Source organism: Azospirillum sp. VT-I1 (genome assembly GCF_055698305.1).
In genome coordinates this window covers 1,636,744-1,661,356 of record NZ_CP168800.1, presented here as the reverse complement: position 1 = coordinate 1,661,356, position 24,613 = coordinate 1,636,744, and the positions used below count along the sequence as shown (strand labels likewise).

Here is a 24,613-nt window from a genome sequence, read left to right as displayed (position 1 = left end):
GGTTCCGAAGGGCTGGGATCCGACCTTCCGGCGCACGGCGGTGTGGCCACCATCCGATGGGCGGTTCCGTCCCCGTCCCCGCGCGATGTTCCGGCGGTGACGGGGACGGCCTTTCACAGCGCCGCCAGCATGTCCTTGCGGATCTCCACCGCGCGGTCGGCGGCCTTGCCGACCACCTCCTGCAGCCGTTCGAACTCCGCGCTGTAGCTGCCGACGCCGAAGGTCAGCGACCGCAGCTCCACGATCAGGTCCTGCATGTCGGCCTGCGGCATGCACGCCTTGACCTCGTCCCAGCCGGGCCAGCCCGGCCGCGCGTCGAAGCCCAGCAGCTGGCCGCGCCGGCCGCTGACCAGACGCTGCACCTTCGGCGTGAAGGCGCTGGGCACCGCGATGGTGACGGTCAGGATCGGCTCCAGCAGCACCGGCTCGCAGGCCGGCAGGGCTTCGACCATCGCCTGTCGCGCCACCGTCTTGAAGGCCATGTCGGAACTGTCGACGGCATGGAACTGGCCGCCGGTCAGCCTCACCGCGAAATCCACCACCGGGAAGCCCAGCGGCCCGCGCACCGACGCCTCGCGCACGCCGGCCTCCACCGCCGGGATGTACTGGCGCGGCACAGCGCCGCCGACCACCGCATCCTCGAACTGGATGCCCGATCCGCGCGGCAGCGGCCGGATCTCCACATGGATGTCGGCGAACTGGCCGTGGCCGCCGGTCTGGCGCTTGAAGCGGGCGTGGTGGCTGGTGCTCTTGCGGATGGTCTCCTTGTAGGGAACCTGCGGCGGCTGGCCCTTCACCGCGACGTTGAAGCGGCTGCGCAGCCGGTCCATCGCCAGCTTCAGATGCACGTCGCCCTGGCCCCACAGAACCAGCTCCCCGGTTTCAGGCGACTGGTCGAGCGTCAGGGACGGGTCCTCCTCCCGCAGCTTCTGCAGGGCGGCGGACAGCTTGACCTCGTCGTTGCGGTTCTCGGCGCGCAACGCCAGCCCATGCACCGGCGGGGCGGCGGCCGGCCAGTCGGCGGGCGGGCCGAGGTTGGCCTTCTCGGTCAGCCGGTCGCCGGTCGCCGCCTTTTCCAGCCGGCCGAGCGCCACCAGGTCGCCCGCCACCGCCTGCGGCACCTTGGTCTGGTCGCGGCCGAACAGCTGGAAGATGCCGGACACCCGTTCGCCGCCCAGCGTCATGCCGTCGGTGACGGTGCCGCGCCAGATGCGGGCGAGGCTGAGCTTGCCGGCATGGGAGCCCACCATGGTCCGCACCACCTGGGCCGCCACCGCCGCGTCGGACGGGAGGTCGGTGCGGGCGGCGGCGACGCCGACCTCCGGCCCATCGTGGCGCAGGGCCTTCAACAGGCGGCGGATGCCGTTGTCGTTCTCCGCCGATCCGAAGAAGACCGGGACGATCAGGTCGTCCGCCAGCTCGTGCGCCAGCGTTTCGTACAGCTCCGCGCTGTCGGGAGCCATGTCCTCCAGCAGCTTTTCCAGCAGGGCGTCGTCGAAGTCGGCGGCCGATTCCAGCATCGCCTGCCGCGCCTCCGCCTCCCAATCGCGAACGCTGTCGGGCAAGGCCACCAGATCGGACGGCTTGTGCGGGTTGAAGCGCCAGGCGCGTTCGCTGACCAGATCGACCAGCCCGGTGATCTGGCCGTTCTCGCGCAGCGGCACCTCGCGCAGGACCAGCTTGCGGGCCGAGACCTCCTGATAGGCGGCGACGACGTCGCGCACCCGCAGGTCGCCCAGCGTGTCGATCTTGTTGATGAACAGCAGATGCGGGATGCGGTGGTCGTCCAGCACCTTGAACAGAGGGGCCAGCAGCACCGCCTTTTCCGGCGCCGCCTCCGCCACCACGACGGCGATGTCGGCGGCCATCAGCGCCGCCTGCGCCTCGCCCGCCAGCTCCACCGAGCCGGGGCAGTCCAGGACCGACCAGCGTTCGCCCAGATAATCGAAGGAGGCGACGTTCAGCTCGGTGCTCATCGACCGGGCCTTCGCCTCCGGCGAATTGTCGCCCACGGCGTTGCCGTCGCGCACGCTGCCCTTGCGGGTGACGGCCCCGGCGGCGAACAGCATGCTTTCCAGCAGCGTCGTCTTGCCGGCGAGATAGGGGCCGACCAGCGCCGCGCAGCGCGCCGTCCGGATTTGCGTATGCGGCATTCACACCTCCCGTGGAAGCTTCGGGCCATTCCGGCCGTTTTAGGAGGGGCCGGGCTGCCGGGCCGCGCCGGGGATGGGGCGCTGGTGCCGGCCGCCGTGGCGGCCCGTTCGCGTGTGGCTCTAAGCAGGTTTTGCCCAGATCGGGCCACAGATGGCCCGGCCTGGGCAAAACCTGCGGACTCTATGGTTTTGCAGGATTTCCGAGCCCGCCCATCTGTGGGCGGAGTTCGGAAATCCTGCTTAGACAGGCATGTCCGGGGCGGGCGACGGGCGGCGGCGGACGGGTGCGGCGATGGCGCATCGGGTCCGGGGCCGGCGGAGCGCCCGCATCGGACTTTCGATGCTCCACCCGAACGGCGCGGCTGTCGATGGAAAAAAGGGGCGGCAAACCGTCACGCGGGGCCGGTTGCCGGCGCCGATTCCGCGGAACGTGCGCTGCGGGGAGGAAACATCCAATGCGTCGATCGGCCGCATCGCCGCCCGGCGGCCGGGACGGCTTCGCGGGTGCCCGCCGGTCCGTTACGCTAAGGCGTTAAAATGAAACGATATACCTCCCATGGCTGCGTAATGGGACAGCTTCGGCGCGATATTGCTATGCTGCAATGCAATATGACCGTCGAGAAATAGGGCGGACAAATGCATGAAACCTTCTGTTAGTAGCTTGATCCGAAAAATGGCCGCACGCGGGAGCGGAGGCGGCCGGACAACAATCGACGGGCCTCCCGGCGTCCGCCGGCCGGCCCCCAGTCCTTGGGGAAGATGCATATGCGCCTGTGGTTTCGTTTGCTGGTGGCCGGCCTGATCGCCGCCGGGACCGCCGTTTCCGCCCCGCTGTCCACCCCCGCCGCCGCGCAGGCGGCCAAGCCTTCGCAGGAGGACGCGAAGTCCATCACCCTGAAGGCGGCCGACCTGATCGCCGCCCAGGGACTGGACGAAGCCGCGAAGGTCTTCAACGCCGACGGTCCGTTCAAATACGGCGAGATCTACGTCAACGTCATCGATTTCACCGGGGTGTGGAAGGTCTATCCGCCGCGTCCGGCCGGCGTCGGCCAGAGCGTCATCAACGTCAAGGACCCGGACGGCCGCTTCATCGTCCAGGACGTGCTGGCCGTCGCCAAGGAGAAGGGCGAGGGCTGGGTCGAGTACCGCTGGCTGAACCCCGCCAGCAACAGGATCGAGCCGAAGATCACCTACGTGAAGCGCGTGCCCGGCCAGGACCTGGTCGCCTATGTCGGCATCTACAAATGACGGCCGCCGCGTGACGCGGTGACCGTTCCGGCGACGCTGATGGGGGAGTGAGGATGAGCGGCGGTGTCTTTGCGCGTCTGTCGGGCCTGTCGGTGGCGGGCAGGGTGTTCGCGGCGCCCCTGATGGGGATCGTCCTGACTGTTGCGGCCCTGGTGCTGGCCGACCGCGAGTCGGAACAGGCGCTCGGCGCCGTGGACGGCATCCACAGCGAGGCGGCGGAACGGCTGGGCCGCATCGACCGGCTGGTCGCCATCGCCTACGTCATCCACAGCGACGTGTCGCGCCATCTGGCCCTGTCCGGGTCCGGCATCGAGGAGGCGAAGCTCCAGGCCATGCGCGACGCCATCGCCGCCAACCTGGGCAAGGCCCGCACCGCGATCGCCGAACTGCGCGCCCTGCCGCTGGCCGAGGCGGAGCGCGCGATGCTGGACGAGGTGTCGGCCCGGCTCGGCGCCTATGCCAAGGCGGTGGACGAGATGAACCAGATGGCGGCCATCGACCGCCTGATCGGCATCCCGATGATGGCCCACACCGACACCCAGTTCGCCGCCCTTACCGCCAAGGTGATGGAGACGCAGGCCGCCATCGGCCGCTCCACCGCCGCCGCCACCCAGGCCACCCGCGACGCCACCGCCGCGGCGCGGCGCCACTTCGCGCTGGTGATGGGCGGGCTGCTGCTGGCGATGATGGCGGCCGGGCTGCTGCTCGCCCGCTCCATCACCCGGCCGTTGCAGCAACTCTCGCGCACCACCACGGAACTCGCCGCCGGCCGGCTGGACGGCGTGGTCGAGGGCGGCTGGATGCGCAACGAGATCGGCGCCATGGCCCGCGCGCTGGAGGTGTTCCAGACCAATGCCCGCGAGGTGGAGCGGCTGACCGCCGACCAGCAGCGCCAGAAGGCGGAGGCGGAAGCCGAGAAGCACCGCGCCATCCGCGAACTGGCCGACCTGTTCGAGGCCCGCGTGGCCGAGGTGGTGCAGCAGGTGGGGGCCGGCGCCCATCAGGTGCGCAGCAACGCCGCCGGCATGCTGGAGCGCGCCGACAGCGCCACCCGGCAGGCCGCCACCGTCGCCGCCGCCAGCGCCCAGGCCGGCTCCAGCGTCCAGACCGCCGCCGCCGCGACGGAGGAGATGTCGGCCTCCATCGCCGAGATCGGCGCCCAGGTCCGCCGCTCCTTCGACATGGTGCGCGGTGCGGTGCGGGCGGTGGAGGAGACCAACGGCCATGTCGTCGGCCTGTCCGACGCCGCCCACCGCATCGGCGAGATCGTCGGCCTGATCAACTCCATCGCCGCGCAGACCAACCTGCTGGCGCTGAACGCGACCATCGAGGCGGCGCGGGCGGGGGAGGCCGGCAAGGGCTTCGCCGTGGTGGCCAGCGAGGTGAAGAACCTCGCCAACCAGACCGCCAAGGCCACCGAGGACATCGGCACCCAGATCGCCGCCATGCAGCAGGTGACCGGCGCCGCCGTAACCGCCATTCGGGGAGTGGGCGAGACGGTGGTCGGCATCGACGAGATCGTCGGCTCCATCGCCGGCGCCATGGAACAGCAGGCCGCCGCCACCGGGGAAATCACCCGCAACGTCCAGGAGGCGGCCGCCGGCACGTCCGAGGTGTCCCGCACCATCGCCACCGTCTCCGCCAGCGCCGGGGAGACCGGCACCGCCGCCGGCGAGGTCCTGCGCGCGGCGGAGCTGCTCGACGGGCAGGCGGTGACGCTGAGCCGGGAGGTGAAGCACTTCATCGGCCGGCTGCGGGCGGGGTGAGGCGCGCCGCGTCCGGCCGTTCCCCCTTCTGCCGGCAGCCCAGCCATCCGCGAAGTTTGGTCGCATCAGCCTTGAAACCATTCGCCCGCGCCCAAGCTGATGTCCCGGACGGCGGTTTGGGGGCCGGTGACGGCCGTGCCAATGCCGGGGTATGATGCAGGACCCAGCAAGAAGGATCGAAACATGAAGATCGACATCGGGATCTCGGACGCAGACCGCAAATCCATCGCCGAAGGGCTGAACAAGGTCCTGGCCGACACCTTCGCCCTCTACATCAAGACCCATTCGTTCCACTGGAACGTCACCGGGCCGATGTTCAACACGCTCCACACCATGTTCATGACCCAGTACACGGAGCTGTGGACCGCGCTGGACGAGATCGCGGAACGCATCCGCGCGCTGGGTTATCCGGCCCCGGGCAGCTTCTCGCAGTTCGCGGAACTGGCCTCGATCAAGGAAGAGGTCGGCGTTCCGAAGGCGAACGACATGATCCGCCAGCTGGTCGAAGGCCACGAGGCGGCCGCCCGCACCATCCGCAGCGTCTTCCCGCTGGCCGAGCAGGGTAGCGACGAGCCGACCGCCGACCTGCTGACCCAGCGCCTGCAGATCCACGACAAGACCGCCTGGATGCTGCGCAGCATGCTGGAATAGTCGCTGGAGCGGCTGTCCGACGCGTACTTGAACGGAAAGGGCCTCCCCGTTGATCGGACGGGGAGGCCCTTTCCGTTTGGGCGCCGTTGGTTTCCCGGCCTTAAGCCGCGTTCCTGGCCTGCTGGCGGACCGGCAGGTTGGGGATGGTCAGGGTGAAGATGGTGCCGGCGTCGCGCTCGATCTTCAGCGTGGCGCCGGCCTGATGCGACAGGGCCTGCACCAGGTTCAGGCCCAGCCCGCTGCTGGCGCCGCCCCGGCTGGGTCGCTTGTGCTGGCTGGGCATGCCGGCGGGCAGGCCGACGCCGTTGTCGCGCACGGTCAGCCGCATTCCGTTCTCTTCGCGCTCCAGCATCACGCGGACGGTGCCGGGATGGCCGTGCGGGAAGGCGTGCAGCAGGGCGTTGGAAACCAGTTCGCTGGTGGCGATGGCCAGCGGCGTGGCGCGGTCGGCGTCGACGATCCAGTCCTGCGCCTCCAGCTCCAGCCGGGCGGCGGTCGGGTTGTCGGACCGGACCAGCCCGTCGCACATCTGGCGCAGGGCGTCGGCGAAATTGATGTGGGCCGGCTCTTCGGAGCGGTGGAGCAGCTCGTGCAGCAGGCTCATGGTCTGGATGCGGCGCAGGCTCTCGTCGAAGCCGCGGCGGGCGTGCTCGTCGATGCGCGCCGCCTGCAGGCGCAGCAGGCTGCAGATGACCTGAAGGTTGTTCTTCACCCGGTGCTGGACCTCCTTCAGCAGCACCTCCTTGTCGGTCACCGCGGCTTCCAGCTGGGCGTTGGCGCGCTCAAGCTGGGCGGTGCGCTGGTGCACATGCTCCTCCAGCGTGTCGTAGGCGTGCTGCAGGGCGTCCTCCGCCTCGCGCTCACGCCGGGCGCGCTGGATGGCGAGCGCGCCGATCACCGCGACCGTAGCGCAGGCGGCCGCGGCGAAGGCGGCGTAGATCCACAGCCGCTCCGTCCAGCGTTGCAGGACGCTGCCGGTGGCGATGGTCACCACGGCCGACAGGCCGGTGTCGCCGATCGGGCGGGTCACGGTGATGTCGTCGGCATGGCCGGCCGTGTCGTCGTCGCCCCTGCGCCCGCCCATGGTGCCGCCGCCCTCCGGCTCGCGCAGAAGCGGCGTGCCGTCCGGCTTCAGGATGGAGATGCTGTGGCCATAGCCGACATCCAGCGAGCGGTAGACGTCGCGGAAGGCCCGTGCGTCCAGCCCGGCGACCGCCCAGCCGCGCGGCGCGGTGCCGGGAAGCGGCTGCGCCAGCGTGACCACCGCCCGGCCGCCCATCCGTCCGTCACCGATGGCCCGGCCGTCGGGCCGCAGCGCCGGCGGTTCGGCGGGAGGCGCGTCCGGCAGGCTCGACAGCCGCAGGGCACCGGTCGCGTCGCGGATCTCCAGTCCCACCATGTGGGGGGCGCTGGCCGCCAGCAGGGCCATGCGGTCGCGCGTCGCCTGATCGTCGGGCAGCGGGGTGCCGGCGGCCCCGGCCAGCGTCGCCGTCTGGGTCAGCAGCAGGTCGCCCGCCTCGATCAGCCGGGCGGCATGTTCCGCCGCCAGAAGCCCGATGTTGCCGGCGACGCCGGTCGCCTGCTGCACCGCCTCGTTGCGGTCGCGCCAGGCGAAGACGGCCGACAGCCCGACGGTCAGCAGGACGGCCGCCGTGCAGGCGATCAGGACCAGCGCCGAACCGGGCAGCCGGTAGAGCGGGGAGGATTGGGAACGCAGCGCGCGCAACGGCATCGTGTCGGAAACCATGTGGGGATGCGGCCATTCATGCTTAGCCGGAAACGGTAACACCGCCCGGCGGGTGACGGTTCCGCCGAACGCTACCCGTGTTGAAGCGAGGGCGGCCACCACCTATTGTGAGGTGCCGACAAAGGCATCCTGCTTTGTCGGGTGCAATGACGGCTATCCGGAGGATGGTTTTATGCGGATCGACGGGACGGCCTATCGCACCATCTGGCCGGAAGGCGAAGGAACCGTCGCCATCATCGACCAGACCCGGCTGCCGCACGACTTCGCGGTCGTCCGCCTGACCGGCCTGGAGGAGGCTGCCCACGCCATCCGCGCCATGCTGGTGCGCGGCGCCCCGCTGATCGGCGCCGCCGCCGCCTATGGCGTGGCGCTGGCCCTGCGCGGCGATGCGAGCGACCGAGGGCTGGAGCGTGCCTGCGCGACCCTGCTGGCGACCCGGCCGACGGCGGTCAACCTGCGCTGGGCGCTGGAGCGCATGCGCGGCCTGCTGGCTCCTCTTCCCGAGTCGCAGCGCGTCGAGGCGGCGGAAGCGGAAGCGGCGGCCATCGCCGACGAGGATGTGGAGATCAACCGCGCCATCGGCCTGCATGGCGCGGCATTGATCCGCGCCGCGGCGGAGCGCAAGCCGGCAGGCGAGCCGGTGAATGTGCTGACCCACTGCAACGCCGGCTGGCTCGCCACCGTCGATTGGGGCACGGCGCTGGCGCCGGTCTATGCTGCCTTCGAACAGGGCATCCCGCTGCATGTCTGGGTGGACGAGACTCGGCCGCGCAACCAGGGCGCCAGCCTGACCGCCTGGGAACTGAAGCACCACGGCGTTCCCCACACCGTCATCGCCGACAATGTCGGCGGCCATCTGATGCAGCACGGCAAGGTCGACCTGTGCATCGTCGGCACCGACCGCACCACGGCGACCGGCGACGTCTGCAACAAGATCGGCACCTACCTGAAGGCGCTGGCCGCCCACGACAACGGCGTGCCCTTCTATGTCGGGCTGCCCTCGCCGACCATCGACTGGACCATCGAGGACGGCGTGCGCGGGATCCCCATCGAGGAGCGTGACGGCCGCGAGGTGAGCGAGCTGACCGGCCGCACCGCCGACGGCCGGATCGAGACGGTGCGCGTCACCCCCGACGGCAGTCCGGTCGCCAATTACGCCTTCGACGTGACGCCGGCGCGGCTGGTGACCGGCCTCATCACCGAACGCGGCGTCTGCCCCGCCTCGCGCGACGGGCTGCGCGGGCTGTTTCCGGAACGGGCGTAGGACGGGAGAGCGTCAGCGGCGGCGGTCGGAGAGCAGCCGCCGCCACAGCGGCTGCACCATGTCTTCCGCATTCTTGGCATCGAGCCACTGGTCCGCCAACTCGCGGACCTGCCAGTCGCCGAGAAAACGCTCGCAGTCGATGGCTGTGTAAAGGCGCACGCGCTCTTTCCCCAGCCTTTCGAAGTAATCCAGCGTTCTTTGGCGGTCGATGTCTTCCATGGGCCCCAATGAAACGGAGATTGTGGACAGTCCATACCAGATGTTGGTCCGCACCCCGGATATTGGAAGAAGCCCCCTGCCTGTGCAACTGTCCCTTCGTCGCGGTTCCATCCCCCGGAAGGGGAGGCCGCCGTCCTCCTATCGGGAACCGACGGAAAGGCGTCCGGTATGGACCACGACGTCCGACAGCGGGATGCCGGCCTGGGCCGCAGCCCGTTCCAGCGACTGGCGGTCGGGCCAATAGAGCCGGCCGCCGACCTCCGCCAGCACACCCTGACGCTTGATGGTCCACAGACCGCTGAACGCCATCTCGATGATCCGGCCCATCGGCGGGGTGGAGGGCTGCCCCGATGGCACGGAGCGGGCGGGGGCCCGATTCAGATCCCGGTCCCGATCACGGTCGTGGGACGGGCCGTCGTCATACCGTCTTTCGCTGAACGTCATCTCTGCTCTTCCCGGTGCCGGCCTTTCTCCGCGAGGGTCCGATATGCCCGCGCAAGGAGCCGATCTCTATCTCCCCATGAGCAGGGTGCTTCACGGGCAAAGCAATGTCCTAACCAATTCACGGCAGGATTTCATTCGGAAAGTTGTAGTTGTTTGTTAACGACCGTACACAATTCAAATGGTCTTACCACACCATTTGGTAACCATATTTATAAAAGGGAAAATTGTCATGGCCGGCTTGGAGATGTCTTGTCGTCCGCTCACCATTGTCTTTGCAGCCATCATTGCGCGAAGGGGGTGGAGCCGTCCGAGCGGGTGATGTCGTTACCCCGAAATGGTCACAGCAGCGCACGCCGCGGCTCACCAAACATAAGCATGGCCGCAGCGGCAGCCCGAGAGAGGCGCCCGGCGGCCGTGCCTATGTTCGAAGGAAGAGAGCGATGAACACGACCATGCGGACACTGACCACCGGGGCCACTGCGTTGCTGATCGGCGCGACCCTGCTCGGCGGCTGTTCGAACCTGAACCACCGCGAGAACCGTGCGCTGACCGGCGGCGCGATCGGTGCAGCCGGCGGTGCGGCCATCGGTGCGGTCACCGGCGGCAGCGCCGTCTATGGTGGATTGCTGGGCGGTGCGGCCGGCGCCGCGGTCGGCGCCCTGACGGCGGACGAAGGCAAGAAGCACCGTCGCTGATGCAGCTGCGGTGAGCGGGCGAGGCTTTTCCTCGGCCGCTCACTCGTCCTCGTCGTCCTCGAACTGGTCGAGGCTCAGCGAGCGGACCTCGGTGCTGGGATTCGGGGCCGGAGGGGCGGCGGGCGGCATGCCGGCGGGCCGGGGCGCTGCCGGCCGGGCGACGCTGCGGCCGGGAGGCATATGGGCGTTGGGGCCCTTCAGCGGACTGTTCAGCGTGCCGCGCGGGCCGATGCTGGGCTCGTCGCCAAAGTCGGGCAGCGGCGGGATGCGGTCCATCACGCGGCGGATCAGGGCGGCGATCCGGTCGGTCTCGGCGCGCAGGGCCTGTCCGCGCTCCCCCTCATAGAGCGGGTCGTCCAGGAACTTGCGGATTTCCAGGACGCCGCGCAGTTCCACCCCGCACATCTCGTGGGTGCCGATGGGCAGGGCCTTCACCCGGGCGAAGCTGGAGAAGAAGGCGGCGCTGCCCTCCACGAACTGGACCACCATGCGGGCGTGCAGACGCTCCAGCGCGGTGGTCATGGGATCGATCAGATCCTCCATCTCCTCCGGCGCCGCGTCCAGCCGCTCCTGGGTCAGCGCCGCCAGCGCGAAGAAGTCGCGCACGCGCCGGCTGAAACGGCGGTAGCGGGCCAGCCCGCCGACCGACACCCGCTCGCGCGCCGTCTGGGCCAGCTCCGCCGACTGCTTCAGCATGGCGTCGAGCCGCATCAGCAGCGTCGCGATCTCGCGCTGGCGCTGGGCCGCGCTGCGGCCGGGCGAGGGGGCCGGCGGGGCGGCCGGACGGCGGGGTGGGTTGGAACGCATCATGCCGGTACGGGGTGGCTCCTCTGCTGTCCGCGACCCTGCACCGGGTCCTGGCAAGGACCTTAGCGCTGGGTGCGGACGGTCACCGACTTTTGCCCGCCGCCGCGCACCACCGTCAACTGCACCGGCGTGCCGACGCGCAGAAGACCAATGCGGTTGCGGAAATCGGTGGCGCTGCGGATGGGCCGGCCGTCCACCGCCACAACCACGTCGCCGCTGCGCAGACCGCCGCTGTCGGCGGGCGATCCGCGTTCGATCTTGGCGATCAGCGCGCCCTCGTCGCCCTTCAGGTTCAGGCTTTCCGCCAGATCGGGCGTCAGGTCCTGGATGGCGACCCCCAGCCGGCCGCGCCGCACCTCGCCATATTCGCGCAGCTGCTCCATCACCGAGCGGACGATGGTGACCGGAACGGCGAAGCCGATGCCGACCGACCCGCCGGCCGGGCCGATGATGGCGGTGTTGATGCCGATCAGCTCGCCCTGGAAATTGACCAGCGCGCCGCCGGAGTTGCCGGGGTTGATCGAGGCGTCGGTCTGGATGAAGTCCTCGTACCCCTCGATCTTCAGCCCGCTGCGGCCCAGCGCCGAGACGATGCCGGAGGTCACGGTCTGGCCCAGCCCGAAGGGATTGCCGATGGCGACGACGAAGTCGCCGACCTTGGCGCGGTCCGAGTCGCCGAGCGGCAGGGCGGTCAGGCTCTCCGCCTTGATCTGGAGAAGGGCGATGTCGGTGGCGGCGTCGCGGCCGATCAGCTTGGCGCGCAGGCGGCGGCGGTCCTTCAGGGTGACGGCGATCTCCTGCGCGTTCTCCACCACATGGCTGTTGGTGACGACATAGCCGTTGGCGGCGTCGACGATGACGCCGGACCCGGCGCTGACCTGCGGGCGGCCCTGCGGCATCTGGTCCGGCAGGTTGAAGAAGCGGCGGAAGAAGGGATCGCGCAGCAGCGGGTTCTCCGCCTGCGGCGCCTGGCTCAGCACCGAGATGTTCACCACCGCCGGGGTCACCTGCTCCAGCATCGGGGCGATGGTGCCGCCGCCGACGGCGCCCAGCGGCAGCGCCGCGGCGGCCGGCGATGCGCCCAGCCCGACCGCGGCCCCGGCCCGGCCCAGCGTCGAATCGGCCGGTGCGACCAGCGCGCCGCCGGCCAGCGCAGCCATCCCGACCGCAGCCGCAAACACCACCGGACGCACCACCGCTTTCATGGCTTCTTCCTTTCTTGGAGGGGAATTTCTTTCGGAGATCGGCTTCGACCGGGCTGATTTGGGACAAAATGAATCGGGGTTCAAGGCTGTCCGCCGCCTTGCGTTTTCCGCCTTGGTTTTCCGGTGTCCGGCGTCGCTGCCTTTCATCGGGAAGAATCATAGCGCGGCGGCGGCGGAAACTCCCGGTAAAGAAATTCGGTGGTATAGGATAAGGCTGGCGCATTCCCCGGCAAGGCGGGGAGGCGCGGTCGTTGGAAAACGGGTTGAGCGCGATGAGCGGCGGGTCACTGCTCGAACTGACCGAGCAAGAGTATCTGCAGATGGAGGAGGCCCTGTCGCAGACGGCGCGGGGCCGCGCCTTCCTGCGCATGCGCGACCGGCGCAGCCGCGTCGTCGCTTCCGACGAGTTCCACCGGCTGGTCGACAAGCTGGAAACCCAGGTGGACCGGCTGAGCGGCGCCTCTCCCAGCGCCTTCGCCGCCCTGGTGCCGGGCGAGGACCCGCGCATCCAGCAGGAGCTGACCGCCATCACCCAGGTGGTGCGCGAGGCACGCAGCGACATCGCCGCGCTGAAGGCCACCGACACCGGGTCCAACCGGATCGAGGCGGCGACCGGCGAGCTGGACGAGATCGTCGCCGCCACCGAACGCGCCACCACCGACATCCTGAACGCGACGGAGAAGATTCAGGAAATCACCATGTCGATGCCGCGCGACGACGAGGATCTGGCCGAGCGGATCGACGCGATCGAGGCGTGGTGCATCGAGATCATGACCGCCTGTTCCTTCCAGGACATCACCGGCCAGCGCACCACCAAGGTCGTCAACACCCTGCGCTACATCGAAGAGCGCGTGAACACGATGATCGAGATCTGGGGCGTGGAGCGGCTGGCGGTGGCCGAGCATCAGCTGGCCCCGGGCGAGGTCGCCTCCCACCGCAAGATGGGCGACACCCGTCCCGACGCGCATCTGCTGAACGGCCCGCAGCTGGGCGGGCCGGAGGTCAGCCAGGACGCCATCGACGCGCTGTTCGCCAGCGTGCCCGAGGTGGCGGAACGGGCGGAGCCGCTGCCGGCCGGCGTGGAGCCTTCTCCGCCGCCCCCTCCCCCGCCGCCTCCTCCACCCCCACCCCCTCCACCCGTCGCGAAGCCGGCCCCGCCGCCGCCCCCGCCGCCTGCCGATCCGGGTGGCGGAGGCGGTGGGATCTCCCAGGCCGACATCGACGCCCTGTTCGCGTGACCGGCCATGGCGCAAGACGGCAAATCCCGCATCCGCCTGACCCAGGACCAGCTCGACCGCGTGTGCGAGCGCCATGTCCGATTCGCCGAGGGGCGCCCGAACGGCGCCCGCGCCAACCTTCCCTTCTTCGACCTGTCGGGCCTGTCGCTGGCCGGCCGCAACCTGACCGGCGCCCATCTGGCCGGCGCCATCCTGCGCGACGCCGACCTGCGCGGCGCGGTGCTGGACCATGCCGACCTCTACGGCGCCGACCTGCGCGGGGCCGACCTGTCCGACGCGCGGCTGTTCCGCACCGACATGCGCGGCGCCAACGTGCGCGGCGCCCGGCTGGACGGCGCCACCATGGTCGAGGTCGACCTGCGCGACGGCAGCATGGTCAACCGCAACAGCGCCGGCGAGCTGAAGGTGGTGGGCTTCGATCCCGGCCCGGCCGACATGGCGTCCGCCCGGCTGACCAACGCCGACATGGCGCGGGCCAAGCTGTCGGGCAGCTTCGCGCGGGCGGCCGACTTCACCAACACCCGGCTGGCCGGCGCCCGGCTGGACCGCACCGACCTGCGCGACGCCAACTTCTCCGGCGCAGACCTGCGCGGGGCGGACCTCAACGGCTCCGACCTGCGCGGCGCGATCCTGGACGGGGCCAGCCTGGACGAAGCCGGGCTGGAACAGGCGATCCGCACCGACGAGCAGGCCAAGGCCGCCCGGCAGGTGCCGCCCCAGGCACCGGCGGCCGAACCGGAACCGGAGACCGCCACGGCCGCCGAACTCCCGGCCATGCCGGCCGAGCAGTTGGACGGCATGCTGCGCCAGCACATGATCTGGCTGGGGACCAGCGGCAAGCAGGGTTGCCAGCTCGACCTGACGGGGCTGAACCTGGAGGGGGCCGACCTGACGGGCAAGATCCTGACGCTGGCCAAGGGCACCGGCGCCCGGCTGCGCCATGCCCGTCTGAACGGCGCCCAGCTGCAGGCGGCCCAGTTCGACGGCGCCGACCTGCGCTCCGCCGACCTGCGCTCCGCCGACCTGCGCGGGGTGAAGCTGGACCGCGCCATCCTGATCGACAGCCGGCTGGACGGTGCCAACCTGGGCATGCTGCTGGTCAGCGCAGGCGCCAAGGTGATGCGGGCCTCGCTGGTGCGGGCGCGGCTGGCCGGTGCCTCGCTGGCCGAGACCAACCTGAAGGGAAGCGACCTGACGCTGGCCGACCTGACCGGCTGCGACCGCTCGTCGGCGGTGCTGGAGGGCGCCATCCTGGAGGGGACGCGGCTGGGCGGGGCCTGATCCCTTCGGCCAACCGTTCCAGCCGGCGGGATTTCTTTCGCGAAGCCGTTGATTGCTTTCAAATTTCCGTCACGATCCGTGCCGGAGATTGCCGCCGCCGCCGCGGACGGGACTGTCCGCAAGAGACGATTCCTGCCCTGCCCGGACAGGGGGAGACCTGAAAAAGGGTTGTGCCGTAACGGCTTAGCGCCACGGGTGGGGCTTGACGCCTCGGCGGGGCGGTGGCACGCTGATGCTCAAGCGCGGCGCACCGGAACAAGCACCGGAAACAAGGCGCCCGCACCGAATGGGGGAACGTCAACGGTCATGACCAAGTCGGAACTGATCCAACGGCTGGCGGAGCGCAATCCGCACCTGTACCAGCGCGACATCGAGAAGATCGTCGGCACCATCTTCGACGAGATCACCGAAGCGCTGGCGCGCGGCGACCGGGTGGAGCTGCGCGGCTTCGGCGCCTTCTCCATCAAGAAGCGGGACGCGCGCACGGGTCGCAACCCCCGGACCGGAGAATCGGTTGACGTCGGCGAGAAATGCATTCCTTTCTTCAAGACCGGCAAGCAGCTTCGGGAGCGCCTGAACACGGAGTGAGCGCCGGTCCGGCCATCTCTCCCCGCCGCATTTCTGAGGAACCTTCGCTTTGCGCCATATTTCCTGGATCGTCACCCTGCCGGTGGCCCTCGTCGCGATCCTGTTCGCGATCTCCAACCGCGGCATCGTGACCCTGTCGCTGTGGCCGCTGCCCTTCACGCTCGACACACCGGTGTATCTGGCCGCGCTGGTGGCGCTGCTGCTGGGCTTCCTGGCCGGCGGCTTCATCGTCTGGAACAGCCAGCGCCGCCACCGCCGCCGCGCCCGTCGCGAGGGCAACCGCGTGCTGTATCTGGAGCGCGAGCTGAAGGAGGCGCAGGCCCGCGCCGCCGCCGCCGAAAAGCGGCTGGCCGAGAGCACCCGCCCGGTCTCGGGCCCGCTGCCGGGCTCCAGCGGCGGGCTGCCGGTCCCGGCCGCCGAGAACACCGCGCCGACGGTGCATTGAGGCCGGCGTAGCCGGAGGTCGCTTTTCCCTCTCCCATTCCGCAGTTCCCCCAAAGCGGACCAGGAGCGCGAGAGGGTGCCGGTCGGCGGGAGGAGGTCCCATGCGTACGGTCAGCGCCGCCGAGCTTCGTTCCGTCCTGCACCACCGCATGCTGATCGAGCGGCTGCGGCAGAGCTTCCGCGCCGGGGTGGAGGCTCCGCCGGCCCATCGCCACCGGGTGGAGACCTACGGCGCCAGCGACGCCGCGCTGCTGCTGGCGCCGGCCTGGCAGGTGAACCAGTCGATCGGCTTGCGGATCGACACCGTCTTTCCCGACAATGCCGGCGGCGACCTGCCGCCGACCCAGGGCGTCTATCTGCTGGCCGACGGCAAGACCGGGGTGCCGCAGGCGCTGCTCGAGTCCTCCGCGGCGCTCGGCCGGCGCAGCGGTGCCGCGGCCGCGGCGCTGGCCGCCTCCTATCTGGCGCGGCCGGATGCGGAACGCCTGCTGGTGGTCGGCACCGGCCCATTGGCGCTGGAACTGGTGGAGGCCCACACTGCGGTGCGGACGATCCGCCATGTGCTGGTCTGGGGTCGCGACCTGCAGAAGGCCAAGCGCCTCGCCGCGCGTTTCCACCGGCCGAAATTCCGGATCGAGGCGACCGACGACCTGGAGGGCGCGGTGCGCGGCGCCGACATCATCGCCTGCGCCACCGCGGCGCACGACCCGCTGATCCATGGCGACTGGCTGCGGCCGGGCCAGCATCTGGAACTGCTGGGCGGGGTGACGCCGGAGATGCGCGAGGCCGACGATGGCTGCATCCGCCGCTCCCGCGTCTTCGTCGACGACCGCGACCGCACGCTGGCGGAGGCCGGCGACATCGCCCAGCCGGTGGCGGCCGGCCTGCTGAACCCGGACGACATCGCCGGCGACCTGTCCGACCTCGGCCGCGGCGAACGGGCGGGGCGCCGCTTCTACGACCAGATCACCCTGTTCAAGTCCGTGGGCACGGCGCTGGCCGATCTCTGCGCCGCCCAGATGGCGGTGGAAATGGTTCTGCACAACGATTCGATCCGCTAGCAGACCGCCTGCCCTGCGCCGGGGCAAGCGACCCCGAAAGACAGGGTTACCGGCGGGTCGTCCTGCGCTACTATTCCGCGACTCTCTCCGCTTGGGTGCGATCCGGCGCGGCCGGTACGCCGTTGCGGAAAAGGAACGGCCGCTTGCATGGTCCCGCCTGCCCTGTCACCTGACGAGCCCGCCGAAAGCCCGGCTCCGGCCGCGGACATCGTTCCCCCCTTCCGCAAGCCGCGGTTGGAGGCGGCCATCGGCTGGCTGGCGGCCTGCGGCTTCCTGTTCCTTGCGGTGGTCACCGCAGTGGTCGGGGTGCAGTCGCGCGAGCGGGCGCTGAACGGGGCGCAGGAGCGCGCCGAGGCCGGCGTCCGGGTGCTGGCGGAGCATGCGGCCCGCCTGTTCGACGCCGCCGACCTTCTGGTGGAGTATGCCGCCCAGGAGACGGCAGGGCGCCCATGGGACGAGATCGCCCGGTCGCGCGCCCTCTGGGACAAGCTGAACGGCCAGCGCGCCCGCCTGCCTTTCCTGGACGCCGTCTGGCTGAACGACGGGGCGGGGCTGCTGCGGCTGACGACGCTGGCCTTCCCGGCGCCCTTTTCCGACGCGTCGGACCGGGACGCCTTCCTGTTCCACCGCCGGCAGACCGGGGTGGGCGACGCGGTGGACCAGCCCCATATCGGTCCGCGCATCATCGGCCGGGTGACCAACAAGGCGACCTTCCTGCTCAGCCGCCGGCTGTCGGAGTCGGACGGCCGTTTCCGCGGCATGGCCTCGGTCACCATCGACCCGTCCTACCTGTCGGGCTTCTACAAGGAGCTGGACGTCCCCCATCAGCCGGTGACCATCCTGGTCCGGTCCGGCGAACTCGACGTCCTGGTGCGCGAGCCCGATCCCGCCCCCGCCCCGGCGCCGCTGCCGGACCTCGCCCGCCGTGCGATCCAGGCGCAGCCGGCGGGCGGGGCGGCGCGGGACGACGCGGTGATCGTCGCCCACCGCCGGGTCGACAGCTGGCCGGTGCATGTGGTGGTGCAGCTTGATCTGGCGCCGGTTCTGGCGTCGTGGCACCGGCTGATCGCCCCCTATGCCGGTCTGGGCGCGGCGGCGGCGCTGGCGCTGGCCGCCCTGTCGGTCTTCGGATTCCGTCAGGCCGGTGCCGCGCGGCAGGTGCAGCGCGAGCTGGAGCGCCGGGTGTTCGAGCGGACCGAGTCGCTCCAGCGGACGATCGGCGAGCGCGACGCGGCGCTGGCGCAGAAGGACCTGCTGATGCGCGAGGTCAACCACCGCATCAAGAACAGCCTGCAGGTGGTGTCCAGCCTGCTGGGCCTGCAGGGGCAGGCGGTGGGCGACCCGCGGCTGAGCGGCCATCTGCTGGAGGCGGGGCGGCGCGTCCAGGCCATCGCCGACATCCACCGGCTGCTCTACCGCGTCGACGACATCCATTTCATCCCCTTCCACGACTATCTGGCCGAACTGTGCCGGGAGCTGGAGCGTTCCGCCCGGTCCGAAGGCGGCGACTGGCGGCTGGACCTGGCGGTGGAACCGGTGGAGGTGCCGACCGACCAGGCCGTGCCGCTGGGACTGCTCGCCAACGAACTGGTGATGAACGCCATCAAGCATGCCTACCGGCCGCTCGCCGCCCCGGTTCCCGCATCGGCCGGGGCCGGGGCGGGGTCGGGGGCCGGCGTGCCGGACGGCAACGGCCGCGAGGGCGTCAACCTCATTTCGGTCGGCCTGCGGTCGGACGGCGATGCGCTGCGCCTGATCGTCGGCGACCGCGGCGTCGGCCTGCCGCCCGATTTCGACTGGCGCCGCAGCCGCAGCCTGGGCATGCGCCTGATCCATACCCTGTCCAAGCAGCTGGGCGCCACCCTGACGGTGGAGGATGCCGGCCCCGGCGCACGCTTCACCATCCGCCTGCCGCACCGGCCGGACCGGTCAGGCTCCACGGCGTGATGGGGGGCACACGCCATACGTGAGTATGATTATCAGAGTCGGTTGCATTTCGCTTGCGTCACCCCGGTTTTATCCGGAGGATCGTCGCCGCGGCGCCGGTGGTGGACGGGTGGTCTGAGCGGTTCGTGTTTGCGCTAACGCGACAGGCGGCGGATCTCTCCGGAACGTTCCGTCCCGAGGCCCGCCGAATGGCATTCCCGCTTTCCAGGGACGATTGACCGTGAGCGTCTCAGCCTCTTCCCCCATGGATGCGGGGCCCGGTCTGCGGGCACCGGCCAACCGGCTGTTGCTGGGCGCCGGCTTCATGCTGCTGTCGGCGCTGCTGTTCGGGATCGGCAATTCGGCCGTGCGCTGGGCCTCCACCGTCCTGGACCCGCTGGAGGTCGTGTTCTTCCGCAACCTGTTCAGCCTGCTGTGGATGCTGCCCTGGGCGCTGACGGCGGGGGCGCCGGCCTGCCGGTCGGTGCTGGTGGAACGGCGGCTGCGGCCCTATCTGACGCGGGCGGCGACCACCCTGACCGCGATGGTGGGCTGGTTCTATGCGCTTGCCCATATTCCGTTGCCGACCGCGACGGCGGTCAGCTTCGCCATTCCGCTGTTCGTCACGGCCGGCGCGGCGCTGGTCCTGGGCGAGCGGGTGCGGCTGCGGCGCTGGGCGGCGGTGTTCGCCGGTTTCGCCGGGGTCGTGATCGTCCTGCGGCCGGGCGCCACGCCGGTCGATCTGGCTTTCCTGGCGCTGTTCGTCCATTGCGTCGCCGCGGCGGCCGCCATTCTGCAGATGCGGGCGCTCAGCCGCAGGGACAGCGCGCCGGTCATCGTCACCTTCCTGGGCCTGCTGGTCACCCCGATGGCGTTGGTGCCGGCACTGTTCGTCTGGACCTGGCCGAGCTGGAGCGTGCTGGGCGCGCTGGCGATTCTGGGCGGGCTGCTGACCCTGGGCCAGCTGGCGATGACGAAGGCGCTGGCGCTGGCCGAATCCTCGGCGATGATGCCCTACGATTACGCCCGGCTGCCCTTCACCGCGCTGGTGGCATGGCTCGCCTTCGGCCAGACCATGGATCTGTGGGGCTGGGTCGGCGCGCTGGTGATCGCCGGCTCGGCGCTCTACACCATGCACCGCGACGCGGCGGACGGGCGCAAGGCCGCAGGCAAAGCCGCAAGAAAGCCGGCAGGTTAGAGTGCGATCGGTTCAGACGGAATCGTCTGAAGCGTGAATCGCACGGAAAATCAAAAGGCTAGAGTCTGTCAGATGCTTCAGTAAGCATCTGACAGACTCTAGCCGGACCGCCCGGCCTCTTCGGCCGTTTCGGCGCGCAGCGTCTCCTTCGCGCGGGTCCAGTGCGCCGGGGTCAGGTTGGCCCGCACCGTCTGGACGGCGGCGGCCAGGACCGCGGCGTCGTCGGTGAAGCCGGCGATCAGCAGCCAGTCGGGCAGGGCGTCGACCGGCAGGATGAAATAGGCCAGAGCCCCCAGCAGAATCGCCTTCGCCCGGTAGGGCGTGGCCGGATCGGTCGCGCAGAAATAGGCGGCCAGCAGCTCTTCCAGGAAGGGGACGCGGTGCAGGTTGGCGCGCAGCTTCTGCCAGAAGCGGCGGCGGACCAGCCGTTCGTCACGGTCTACCCGCTCGGGATCGGGGACCGTCAGGGCGGTGCCGGTGCCTGTTGCGGTGGGAAACGATGCTGTCATGGACGCTGGAACCCTCTGGATAAGGCGCCTGGGACCCGCGGCCGGCGGCGTGGCCGGCGCGGACCGTCACCCTGATGCGTCCCGACCATACGGTGTGGTATGGTGGGCCGGCCATCTGGTAAACAACAAGTGCGATCGCAGCCTGTTGGACACAAGGCCGGCGCCCCGTGCGGACCGGCCGCAATTAAGGAGGAGATGCCATGAACATCCAGGGTCTGTCCGCCATCGTCACCGGCGGCGCCTCGGGCATGGGGGCGGCGACGGCGCGTCATCTGGCCGGGCTCGGCGCCAAGGTGACCGTGCTGGACGTCAACGAGGACGCGGTGCTGAAGACCGCGCACGAGATCGGCGGGCTGGGCCTTGTCTGCGACGTGACCGACGGCGCGTCCGCCGAACGGGCGCTCGATCAGGCGCGCTCCGCCCATGGGCCGGCCCGCATCGCGGTGAACTGCGCCGGCATCGCCCCGGCCCAGCGCATCGTCGGCCGCGACGGCCCGATGCCGCTGGAGAACTTCCGCTCGGTGATCGAGGTGAACCTGATCGGCAGCTTCAACATCCTGCGGCTGGCCGCGGCCGACATGGCGAAGCTGGACCCGCTGGACAGCGGCGAGCGCGGGGTGATCGTCAACACCGCCTCGGTGGCCGCCTATGAGGGCCAGATCGGGCAGGCCGCCTATGCCGCGTCGAAGGGCGGCATCGTCGCCCTGACCATCTGTGCGGCGCGCGACCTCGCCCGCCACGGCATCCGCGTGATGACGGTCGCCCCCGGCCTGATCGGCACGCCGATGCTGCTGAACATGCCGCAGGAGGTGCAGGACAGCCTTGCCGCCACCGTCCCCTTCCCCAAGCGCTTCGGCAAGCCGGAGGAGTATGCCCGCCTCGTCCAGCACATCCTGGAGAACGAGATGCTGAACGGCGACGTCATCCGGCTGGACGGCGCCATCCGCATGGCGCCCCAGTAAGGATCGCGGGCACGGTCAGGGGGCGGTCCCGCAACGGGGCCGCTCCCGTTTTTGGGGGGCTCAGCTTTCGGCCGTGGCGGCTTCGTCCGCCCGTTCGGCCTCGCCCAGCAGGTCGATCAGCAGGGTCGTGCAATGCTGGAGCCGCTGGTCGGCGGTCGCGGTCGCCATGTCGCGGCCGGTCTGCTCCTGCCAATCCTGCAGCATCAGCGCCAGATGTTTCCGGACGTGGTCATCCCGATCCAGTCGCCGCGTCGCCATGTCGCCTCCCGTCTCCGCTCCGGTCGAACCTGCCGTAACTCCGTTCGGTGCCCGCCGGGCTCGGCGTGGCATCCTTTGTGTACCCTCAAATTAGGTAGCAGTCGCCTCAGTCAACAGTCAGAGCCCAAGATGGTCACAGGCGGGCGGCGCGGTCATGGGTGCCCTCTCGCCCGGCGATCACCGGGGCCATTGTCGTTGCCCGCAAACCGGTCCAGGTTGATGGCCGGCTGACGCCGCAACCCTGACCATAAGAGGAAAGGCAACCGCTTCATGACCGATGCAACGGTTCGTGCCAAACTGCTGGGCCTGCCCGGCAGCCTGCGCAGCAACTCCAATTCCCTGGCGGTCCTGCGCGGACTGCAGGACGCCCTGCCGGCCGGCGTCGGCATGGACATCCGCGACCTGCGCCTGCCGCTCTACGACCAGGACATCGACACCCCCGACGCCCCGGCGGAGGTCCATGCCTTCCGTCAGGCCATCGCCGAGGCCGACGGCGTGGTCATCGTCACGCCGGAATACAATTACGGCATGCCGGGCGTGCTGAAGAACGCGCTCGACTGGGCATCGCGGCCCTACGGCAAATCGGCGCTGATCGGCAAGCCGGTGCTGGTCATCAGCAATTCCCCCGCCTTCACCGGCGGCGTGCGCGCGCACCAGCAGGTGAACGACACGCTGCTGGCGCTTCCCGCCAAGCTGGTGGGCGGCGCCCAGGTGGTCATCGGCACCGTCGGCGAGAAGATCAAGGACGGCAAGCTGGCCGACGAGGCGGTGCTGAAGTTTGCGCTGGGCGCCATCGACAAGGTGATCGCGGCGGCCGGGAAGTGAAAAGAAAAGGGGCGCCACACTCGTGGCGCCCCTTCTCCATTGCTTCAGCCGCTTTGCGAAATGCGCTCAGCCGATCTTCTGCTTGGCCATCGAGCCCAGGCGCAGACGGAGCGCGTTCAGCTTGATGAAGCCTTCCGCGTCCTTCTGGTTGTAGACGCTGTCCTGCTCGAAGGTCACATAGTCCATGCGGTACAGCGAGTTCGGCGACTTGCGGCCGACGACCGTGACGTTGCCCTTGAACAGCTTCAGGCGGACGGTGCCGTTGACCAGCGACTGGGTCTGGTCGATCAGCGCCTGGATGGCCAGACGCTCCGGGCTCCACCAGTAGCCGCAATAGATCAGCTCGGCGTAGCGCGGCATCAGCTCGTCCTTCAGGTGCGCGGCACCGCGGTCGAGCGTGATGCTCTCCATCGCGCGGTGCGCCACCAGCAGGATGCTGCCGCCCGGGGTCTCGTAGACGCCGCGCGACTTCATGCCGACATAGCGGTTCTCGACCAGGTCGAGGCGGCCGATGCCGTTCTCGCCGCCGAGCCGGTTCAGCTCGGTCAGCAGGGCCGCCGGGGACAGCGCCTTGCCGTCGATGGCGACCGCGTCACCGTTCTTGAACTCGACCTCGATGTAGGTCGGGGTGTCCGGCGCCTTTTCCGGGGCGACGGAGCGGGTGTACATGTCCTCGTCCGGCTCGACCCACGGATCCTCCAGCGCCTTGCCCTCGTAGGAGATGTGCAGGAGGTTGGCGTCGGTGGAGTAGGGGGCCTCGCCGCGCTTGTCCTTCGCGATCGGAATCTGGTTCTTCTCGGCGTAGTCCAGCAGCGTGGTGCGGCTGTTCAGGTTCCACTCGCGCCACGGCGCGATCACCGTGATGTCGGGCTTCAGCGCGTAATAGCCCAGCTCGAAGCGGACCTGGTCGTTGCCCTTGCCGGTGGCGCCGTGGGCGACGGCGTCGGCGCCGACCATGTTGGCGATCTCGATCTGGCGCTTGGCGATCAGCGGCCGGGCGATCGAGGTGCCGAGCAGATAGGTGCCCTCATAGAGCGTGTTGGCGCGGAACATCGGGAAGACGAAATCCCGCACGAATTCCTCGCGCAGATCGTCGATGAAGATGTTTTCCGGCTTGATGCCCAGAAGCTCGGCCTTCTTGCGGGCGGGCTCCAGCTCCTCGCCCTGGCCGAGGTCGGCGGTGAAGGTCACCACCTCGCAGGAATAGGTTTCCTGCAGCCACTTCAGAATGACCGAGGTGTCGAGGCCGCCCGAATAGGCGAGCACCACTTTCTTGATCTGTTTGCCGGACGCGCCGCTCATGGGACTGCTCTTGCAGTAGAGAAAGGTAAGGCCGCGACCGTACGGCCTTTCCCGCCCGCCTTCAAGCCCCGCGGGCGCCGCTCGGGCGCCGACCTGTCTGGGGAAAGGCTACTCGATCTTCTCGCCGGGGTAGGTTCCCCAGAAATCGGCGCGCTTCATCCAGCCGCGATAGCCCTTCATGTCGACCTCGCACCAGTCGTCGCGGCATTTCTTCAGAGAACCGATCACGCCGGGCTCCGCGCGGGCCACCACGGCGCTGTCGCCGCGCGGCGCCTCGTGCATGTTGCGGGTCTGGCCGACGATCAGGATGCCGCGGCGGCCGGACAGCGCGCTCTGGTGCACCCAGCCTTCCGCCCCCTCCCAGTCACGGATGCGGCGCCAGGTGTCGAATTCCTGGATGATCTCCACCGGCATGTCCTTGCGGCGGAAGACCCATTCGATGGGATAGCTGCCGTTCGGGCCGGAGCGCAGGTTCACCTCGCCGACGCGCACGGTGACGAAGCGGGGAATCGGCAGGCCTGACGCCCGGGTGGGATCCTTGCGGTTCTCCGCGCCTTTCTCCGCCGCCTGGGCCGTGCCGCCTTGGGGCATGCTGCCGCAGGCCGCGCCCAGCCCCATCATCAGGGCCAGCATGGCGAGGACGGAGCGGCGGACGAGCATGGCGGCACCGGTGCTGACGGAAGGGAGCGGCGAAATCGGGCCGCACTATAGTGACCACCCGTTCGATAGGGCAAGCGCCACCACCCCCAATCGGAGGATGCGGCCCGACCGCCGGACCTCCTGTCGCAGGACGGGCATTCGCGACGGACTTCTGGACAGTCC

At 69.9% G+C, this 24,613-nt stretch carries 24 protein-coding genes; 14 read left to right on the top strand and 10 right to left on the bottom strand.

What is annotated here, in order from left to right:
- Positions 1–113: 113 nt before the first annotated feature.
- The gene (locus AB8P05_RS07995; protein ID WP_472757564.1) at positions 114–2,153 is read right to left on the bottom strand and encodes an elongation factor G; all 2,040 of its coding nucleotides are present in this window, start codon (positions 2,151–2,153) and stop codon (positions 114–116) included.
- Between the two features lie 765 nt (positions 2,154–2,918).
- On the opposite strand from AB8P05_RS07995, the gene AB8P05_RS07990 reads away from it, so the two are divergent.
- The 3 genes from AB8P05_RS07990 (at position 2,919) to AB8P05_RS07980 (ending at position 5,818) form a co-directional block, all read left to right on the top strand.
- Positions 2,919–3,401 carry a cache domain-containing protein gene (locus tag AB8P05_RS07990; protein WP_472757563.1) on the top strand — a complete coding sequence of 161 codons (483 nt, stop codon included), beginning with the start codon at positions 2,919–2,921 and terminating at the stop codon, positions 3,399–3,401.
- A 53-nt stretch (positions 3,402–3,454) separates the two neighbouring features.
- Complete coding sequence (locus AB8P05_RS07985; RefSeq protein ID WP_472757562.1) at positions 3,455–5,167, top strand: methyl-accepting chemotaxis protein; 1,713 nt, start codon at positions 3,455–3,457, stop codon at positions 5,165–5,167.
- A 183-nt stretch (positions 5,168–5,350) separates the two neighbouring features.
- Complete coding sequence (locus tag AB8P05_RS07980; RefSeq protein ID WP_045581209.1) at positions 5,351–5,818, top strand: Dps family protein; 468 nt, start codon at positions 5,351–5,353, stop codon at positions 5,816–5,818.
- Between the two features lie 100 nt (positions 5,819–5,918).
- Here the strand turns inward: AB8P05_RS07980 and AB8P05_RS07975 are convergent, their stop codons facing one another.
- The gene (locus AB8P05_RS07975; RefSeq protein ID WP_472757561.1) at positions 5,919–7,565 is read right to left on the bottom strand and encodes a sensor histidine kinase; all 1,647 of its coding nucleotides are present in this window, start codon (positions 7,563–7,565) and stop codon (positions 5,919–5,921) included.
- A 172-nt stretch (positions 7,566–7,737) separates the two neighbouring features.
- Between AB8P05_RS07975 and mtnA the strand changes: the two genes are divergently transcribed.
- Positions 7,738–8,829: an S-methyl-5-thioribose-1-phosphate isomerase gene (gene mtnA / locus AB8P05_RS07970; protein ID WP_472757560.1), complete on the top strand. Its 1,092-nt coding sequence runs from the start codon at positions 7,738–7,740 to the stop codon at positions 8,827–8,829.
- 12 nt (positions 8,830–8,841) lie between these two features.
- On the opposite strand, the gene AB8P05_RS07965 is transcribed toward mtnA, so the two are convergent.
- Positions 8,842–9,048: a hypothetical protein gene (locus tag AB8P05_RS07965; RefSeq protein ID WP_455172717.1), complete on the bottom strand. Its 207-nt coding sequence runs from the start codon at positions 9,046–9,048 to the stop codon at positions 8,842–8,844.
- A 138-nt stretch (positions 9,049–9,186) separates the two neighbouring features.
- Positions 9,187–9,357 carry a hypothetical protein gene (locus AB8P05_RS07960; protein ID WP_472757559.1) on the bottom strand — a complete coding sequence of 57 codons (171 nt, stop codon included), beginning with the start codon at positions 9,355–9,357 and terminating at the stop codon, positions 9,187–9,189.
- Between the two features lie 575 nt (positions 9,358–9,932).
- Between AB8P05_RS07960 and AB8P05_RS07955 the strand changes: the two genes are divergently transcribed.
- Entirely contained in the window at positions 9,933–10,187 is a 255-nt protein-coding gene (locus AB8P05_RS07955) for a hypothetical protein (protein WP_472757558.1), read from the top strand.
- A 39-nt stretch (positions 10,188–10,226) separates the two neighbouring features.
- Here the strand turns inward: AB8P05_RS07955 and AB8P05_RS07950 are convergent, their stop codons facing one another.
- Both AB8P05_RS07950 and AB8P05_RS07945 read right to left on the bottom strand, forming a co-directional pair.
- On the bottom strand, positions 10,227–10,997 hold the full coding sequence (locus AB8P05_RS07950) for a hypothetical protein (RefSeq protein ID WP_472757557.1): 771 nt from the start codon (positions 10,995–10,997) through the stop codon (positions 10,227–10,229).
- 59 nt (positions 10,998–11,056) lie between these two features.
- Positions 11,057–12,199: a Do family serine endopeptidase gene (locus AB8P05_RS07945; RefSeq protein WP_472757556.1), complete on the bottom strand. Its 1,143-nt coding sequence runs from the start codon at positions 12,197–12,199 to the stop codon at positions 11,057–11,059.
- Between the two features lie 272 nt (positions 12,200–12,471).
- On the opposite strand from AB8P05_RS07945, the gene AB8P05_RS07940 reads away from it, so the two are divergent.
- From AB8P05_RS07940 to AB8P05_RS07910, 7 genes are all read left to right on the top strand, one after another.
- A complete protein-coding gene (locus AB8P05_RS07940) occupies positions 12,472–13,437 on the top strand; it encodes a hypothetical protein (protein ID WP_472757555.1) in 966 nt (321 codons plus the stop codon).
- 6 nt (positions 13,438–13,443) lie between these two features.
- The gene (locus AB8P05_RS07935) at positions 13,444–14,718 is read left to right on the top strand and encodes a pentapeptide repeat-containing protein (protein ID WP_472757554.1); all 1,275 of its coding nucleotides are present in this window, start codon (positions 13,444–13,446) and stop codon (positions 14,716–14,718) included.
- Between the two features lie 306 nt (positions 14,719–15,024).
- Positions 15,025–15,306: an integration host factor subunit beta gene (gene ihfB, locus AB8P05_RS07930; RefSeq protein ID WP_085090428.1), complete on the top strand. Its 282-nt coding sequence runs from the start codon at positions 15,025–15,027 to the stop codon at positions 15,304–15,306.
- Positions 15,307–15,355: 49 nt separating this feature from the next.
- The gene (locus AB8P05_RS07925; protein ID WP_455172710.1) at positions 15,356–15,751 is read left to right on the top strand and encodes a lipopolysaccharide assembly protein LapA domain-containing protein; all 396 of its coding nucleotides are present in this window, start codon (positions 15,356–15,358) and stop codon (positions 15,749–15,751) included.
- 100 nt (positions 15,752–15,851) lie between these two features.
- Entirely contained in the window at positions 15,852–16,811 is a 960-nt protein-coding gene (gene lhpI, locus AB8P05_RS07920) for a bifunctional Delta(1)-pyrroline-2-carboxylate/Delta(1)-piperideine-2-carboxylate reductase (RefSeq protein ID WP_472757553.1), read from the top strand.
- Positions 16,812–16,958: 147 nt separating this feature from the next.
- A complete protein-coding gene (locus AB8P05_RS07915) occupies positions 16,959–18,758 on the top strand; it encodes a sensor histidine kinase (RefSeq protein WP_472757552.1) in 1,800 nt (599 codons plus the stop codon).
- Positions 18,759–18,978: 220 nt separating this feature from the next.
- Positions 18,979–19,935 (top strand): DMT family transporter, encoded by a 957-nt coding sequence (locus AB8P05_RS07910; protein ID WP_472757551.1) that lies wholly within the window; start codon positions 18,979–18,981, stop codon positions 19,933–19,935.
- Between the two features lie 98 nt (positions 19,936–20,033).
- Here the strand turns inward: AB8P05_RS07910 and AB8P05_RS07905 are convergent, their stop codons facing one another.
- The gene (locus AB8P05_RS07905; protein ID WP_472757550.1) at positions 20,034–20,444 is read right to left on the bottom strand and encodes a YkvA family protein; all 411 of its coding nucleotides are present in this window, start codon (positions 20,442–20,444) and stop codon (positions 20,034–20,036) included.
- Positions 20,445–20,644: 200 nt separating this feature from the next.
- On the opposite strand from AB8P05_RS07905, the gene AB8P05_RS07900 reads away from it, so the two are divergent.
- Positions 20,645–21,406: an SDR family NAD(P)-dependent oxidoreductase gene (locus AB8P05_RS07900; RefSeq protein WP_149197763.1), complete on the top strand. Its 762-nt coding sequence runs from the start codon at positions 20,645–20,647 to the stop codon at positions 21,404–21,406.
- Positions 21,407–21,466: 60 nt separating this feature from the next.
- Here the strand turns inward: AB8P05_RS07900 and AB8P05_RS07895 are convergent, their stop codons facing one another.
- The gene (locus AB8P05_RS07895; RefSeq protein WP_455172705.1) at positions 21,467–21,664 is read right to left on the bottom strand and encodes a hypothetical protein; all 198 of its coding nucleotides are present in this window, start codon (positions 21,662–21,664) and stop codon (positions 21,467–21,469) included.
- A gap of 270 nt (positions 21,665–21,934) precedes the next feature.
- On the opposite strand from AB8P05_RS07895, the gene AB8P05_RS07890 reads away from it, so the two are divergent.
- Positions 21,935–22,489, top strand: coding sequence for an NADPH-dependent FMN reductase (locus AB8P05_RS07890; protein WP_472757549.1), 555 nt, complete (start codon positions 21,935–21,937; stop codon positions 22,487–22,489).
- Between the two features lie 66 nt (positions 22,490–22,555).
- Here the strand turns inward: AB8P05_RS07890 and AB8P05_RS07885 are convergent, their stop codons facing one another.
- A complete protein-coding gene (locus tag AB8P05_RS07885; RefSeq protein ID WP_472757548.1) occupies positions 22,556–23,791 on the bottom strand; it encodes an argininosuccinate synthase in 1,236 nt (411 codons plus the stop codon).
- A gap of 108 nt (positions 23,792–23,899) precedes the next feature.
- A complete protein-coding gene (locus AB8P05_RS07880; protein ID WP_472757547.1) occupies positions 23,900–24,451 on the bottom strand; it encodes an SH3 domain-containing protein in 552 nt (183 codons plus the stop codon).
- Positions 24,452–24,613: the final 162 nt, after the last annotated feature.

What these genes read in the sequence shown, in the direction of transcription:
- AB8P05_RS07880 (WP_472757547.1), bottom strand. Translation starts at nt 24,451, where the DNA reads ATGCTCGTCCGCCGCTCCGTCCTCGCCATGCTGGCCCTGATGATGGGG.
- AB8P05_RS07940 (WP_472757555.1), top strand. Translation starts at nt 12,472, where the DNA reads ATGAGCGGCGGGTCACTGCTCGAACTGACCGAGCAAGAGTATCTGCAG.
- AB8P05_RS07980 (WP_045581209.1), top strand. Translation starts at nt 5,351, where the DNA reads ATGAAGATCGACATCGGGATCTCGGACGCAGACCGCAAATCCATCGCC.
- lhpI (WP_472757553.1), top strand. Translation starts at nt 15,852, where the DNA reads ATGCGTACGGTCAGCGCCGCCGAGCTTCGTTCCGTCCTGCACCACCGC.
- AB8P05_RS07905 (WP_472757550.1), bottom strand. Translation starts at nt 20,444, where the DNA reads ATGACAGCATCGTTTCCCACCGCAACAGGCACCGGCACCGCCCTGACG.
- AB8P05_RS07935 (WP_472757554.1), top strand. Translation starts at nt 13,444, where the DNA reads ATGGCGCAAGACGGCAAATCCCGCATCCGCCTGACCCAGGACCAGCTC.
- AB8P05_RS07945 (WP_472757556.1), bottom strand. Translation starts at nt 12,199, where the DNA reads ATGAAAGCGGTGGTGCGTCCGGTGGTGTTTGCGGCTGCGGTCGGGATG.
- mtnA (WP_472757560.1), top strand. Translation starts at nt 7,738, where the DNA reads ATGCGGATCGACGGGACGGCCTATCGCACCATCTGGCCGGAAGGCGAA.
- AB8P05_RS07890 (WP_472757549.1), top strand. Translation starts at nt 21,935, where the DNA reads ATGACCGATGCAACGGTTCGTGCCAAACTGCTGGGCCTGCCCGGCAGC.
- AB8P05_RS07975 (WP_472757561.1), bottom strand. Translation starts at nt 7,565, where the DNA reads ATGGTTTCCGACACGATGCCGTTGCGCGCGCTGCGTTCCCAATCCTCC.
- AB8P05_RS07900 (WP_149197763.1), top strand. Translation starts at nt 20,645, where the DNA reads ATGAACATCCAGGGTCTGTCCGCCATCGTCACCGGCGGCGCCTCGGGC.
- AB8P05_RS07915 (WP_472757552.1), top strand. Translation starts at nt 16,959, where the DNA reads ATGGTCCCGCCTGCCCTGTCACCTGACGAGCCCGCCGAAAGCCCGGCT.
- AB8P05_RS07955 (WP_472757558.1), top strand. Translation starts at nt 9,933, where the DNA reads ATGAACACGACCATGCGGACACTGACCACCGGGGCCACTGCGTTGCTG.
- AB8P05_RS07885 (WP_472757548.1), bottom strand. Translation starts at nt 23,791, where the DNA reads ATGAGCGGCGCGTCCGGCAAACAGATCAAGAAAGTGGTGCTCGCCTAT.
- AB8P05_RS07960 (WP_472757559.1), bottom strand. Translation starts at nt 9,357, where the DNA reads ATGGCGTTCAGCGGTCTGTGGACCATCAAGCGTCAGGGTGTGCTGGCG.
- AB8P05_RS07895 (WP_455172705.1), bottom strand. Translation starts at nt 21,664, where the DNA reads ATGGCGACGCGGCGACTGGATCGGGATGACCACGTCCGGAAACATCTG.
- AB8P05_RS07965 (WP_455172717.1), bottom strand. Translation starts at nt 9,048, where the DNA reads ATGGAAGACATCGACCGCCAAAGAACGCTGGATTACTTCGAAAGGCTG.
- AB8P05_RS07985 (WP_472757562.1), top strand. Translation starts at nt 3,455, where the DNA reads ATGAGCGGCGGTGTCTTTGCGCGTCTGTCGGGCCTGTCGGTGGCGGGC.
- AB8P05_RS07990 (WP_472757563.1), top strand. Translation starts at nt 2,919, where the DNA reads ATGCGCCTGTGGTTTCGTTTGCTGGTGGCCGGCCTGATCGCCGCCGGG.
- ihfB (WP_085090428.1), top strand. Translation starts at nt 15,025, where the DNA reads ATGACCAAGTCGGAACTGATCCAACGGCTGGCGGAGCGCAATCCGCAC.
- AB8P05_RS07995 (WP_472757564.1), bottom strand. Translation starts at nt 2,153, where the DNA reads ATGCCGCATACGCAAATCCGGACGGCGCGCTGCGCGGCGCTGGTCGGC.
- AB8P05_RS07950 (WP_472757557.1), bottom strand. Translation starts at nt 10,997, where the DNA reads ATGATGCGTTCCAACCCACCCCGCCGTCCGGCCGCCCCGCCGGCCCCC.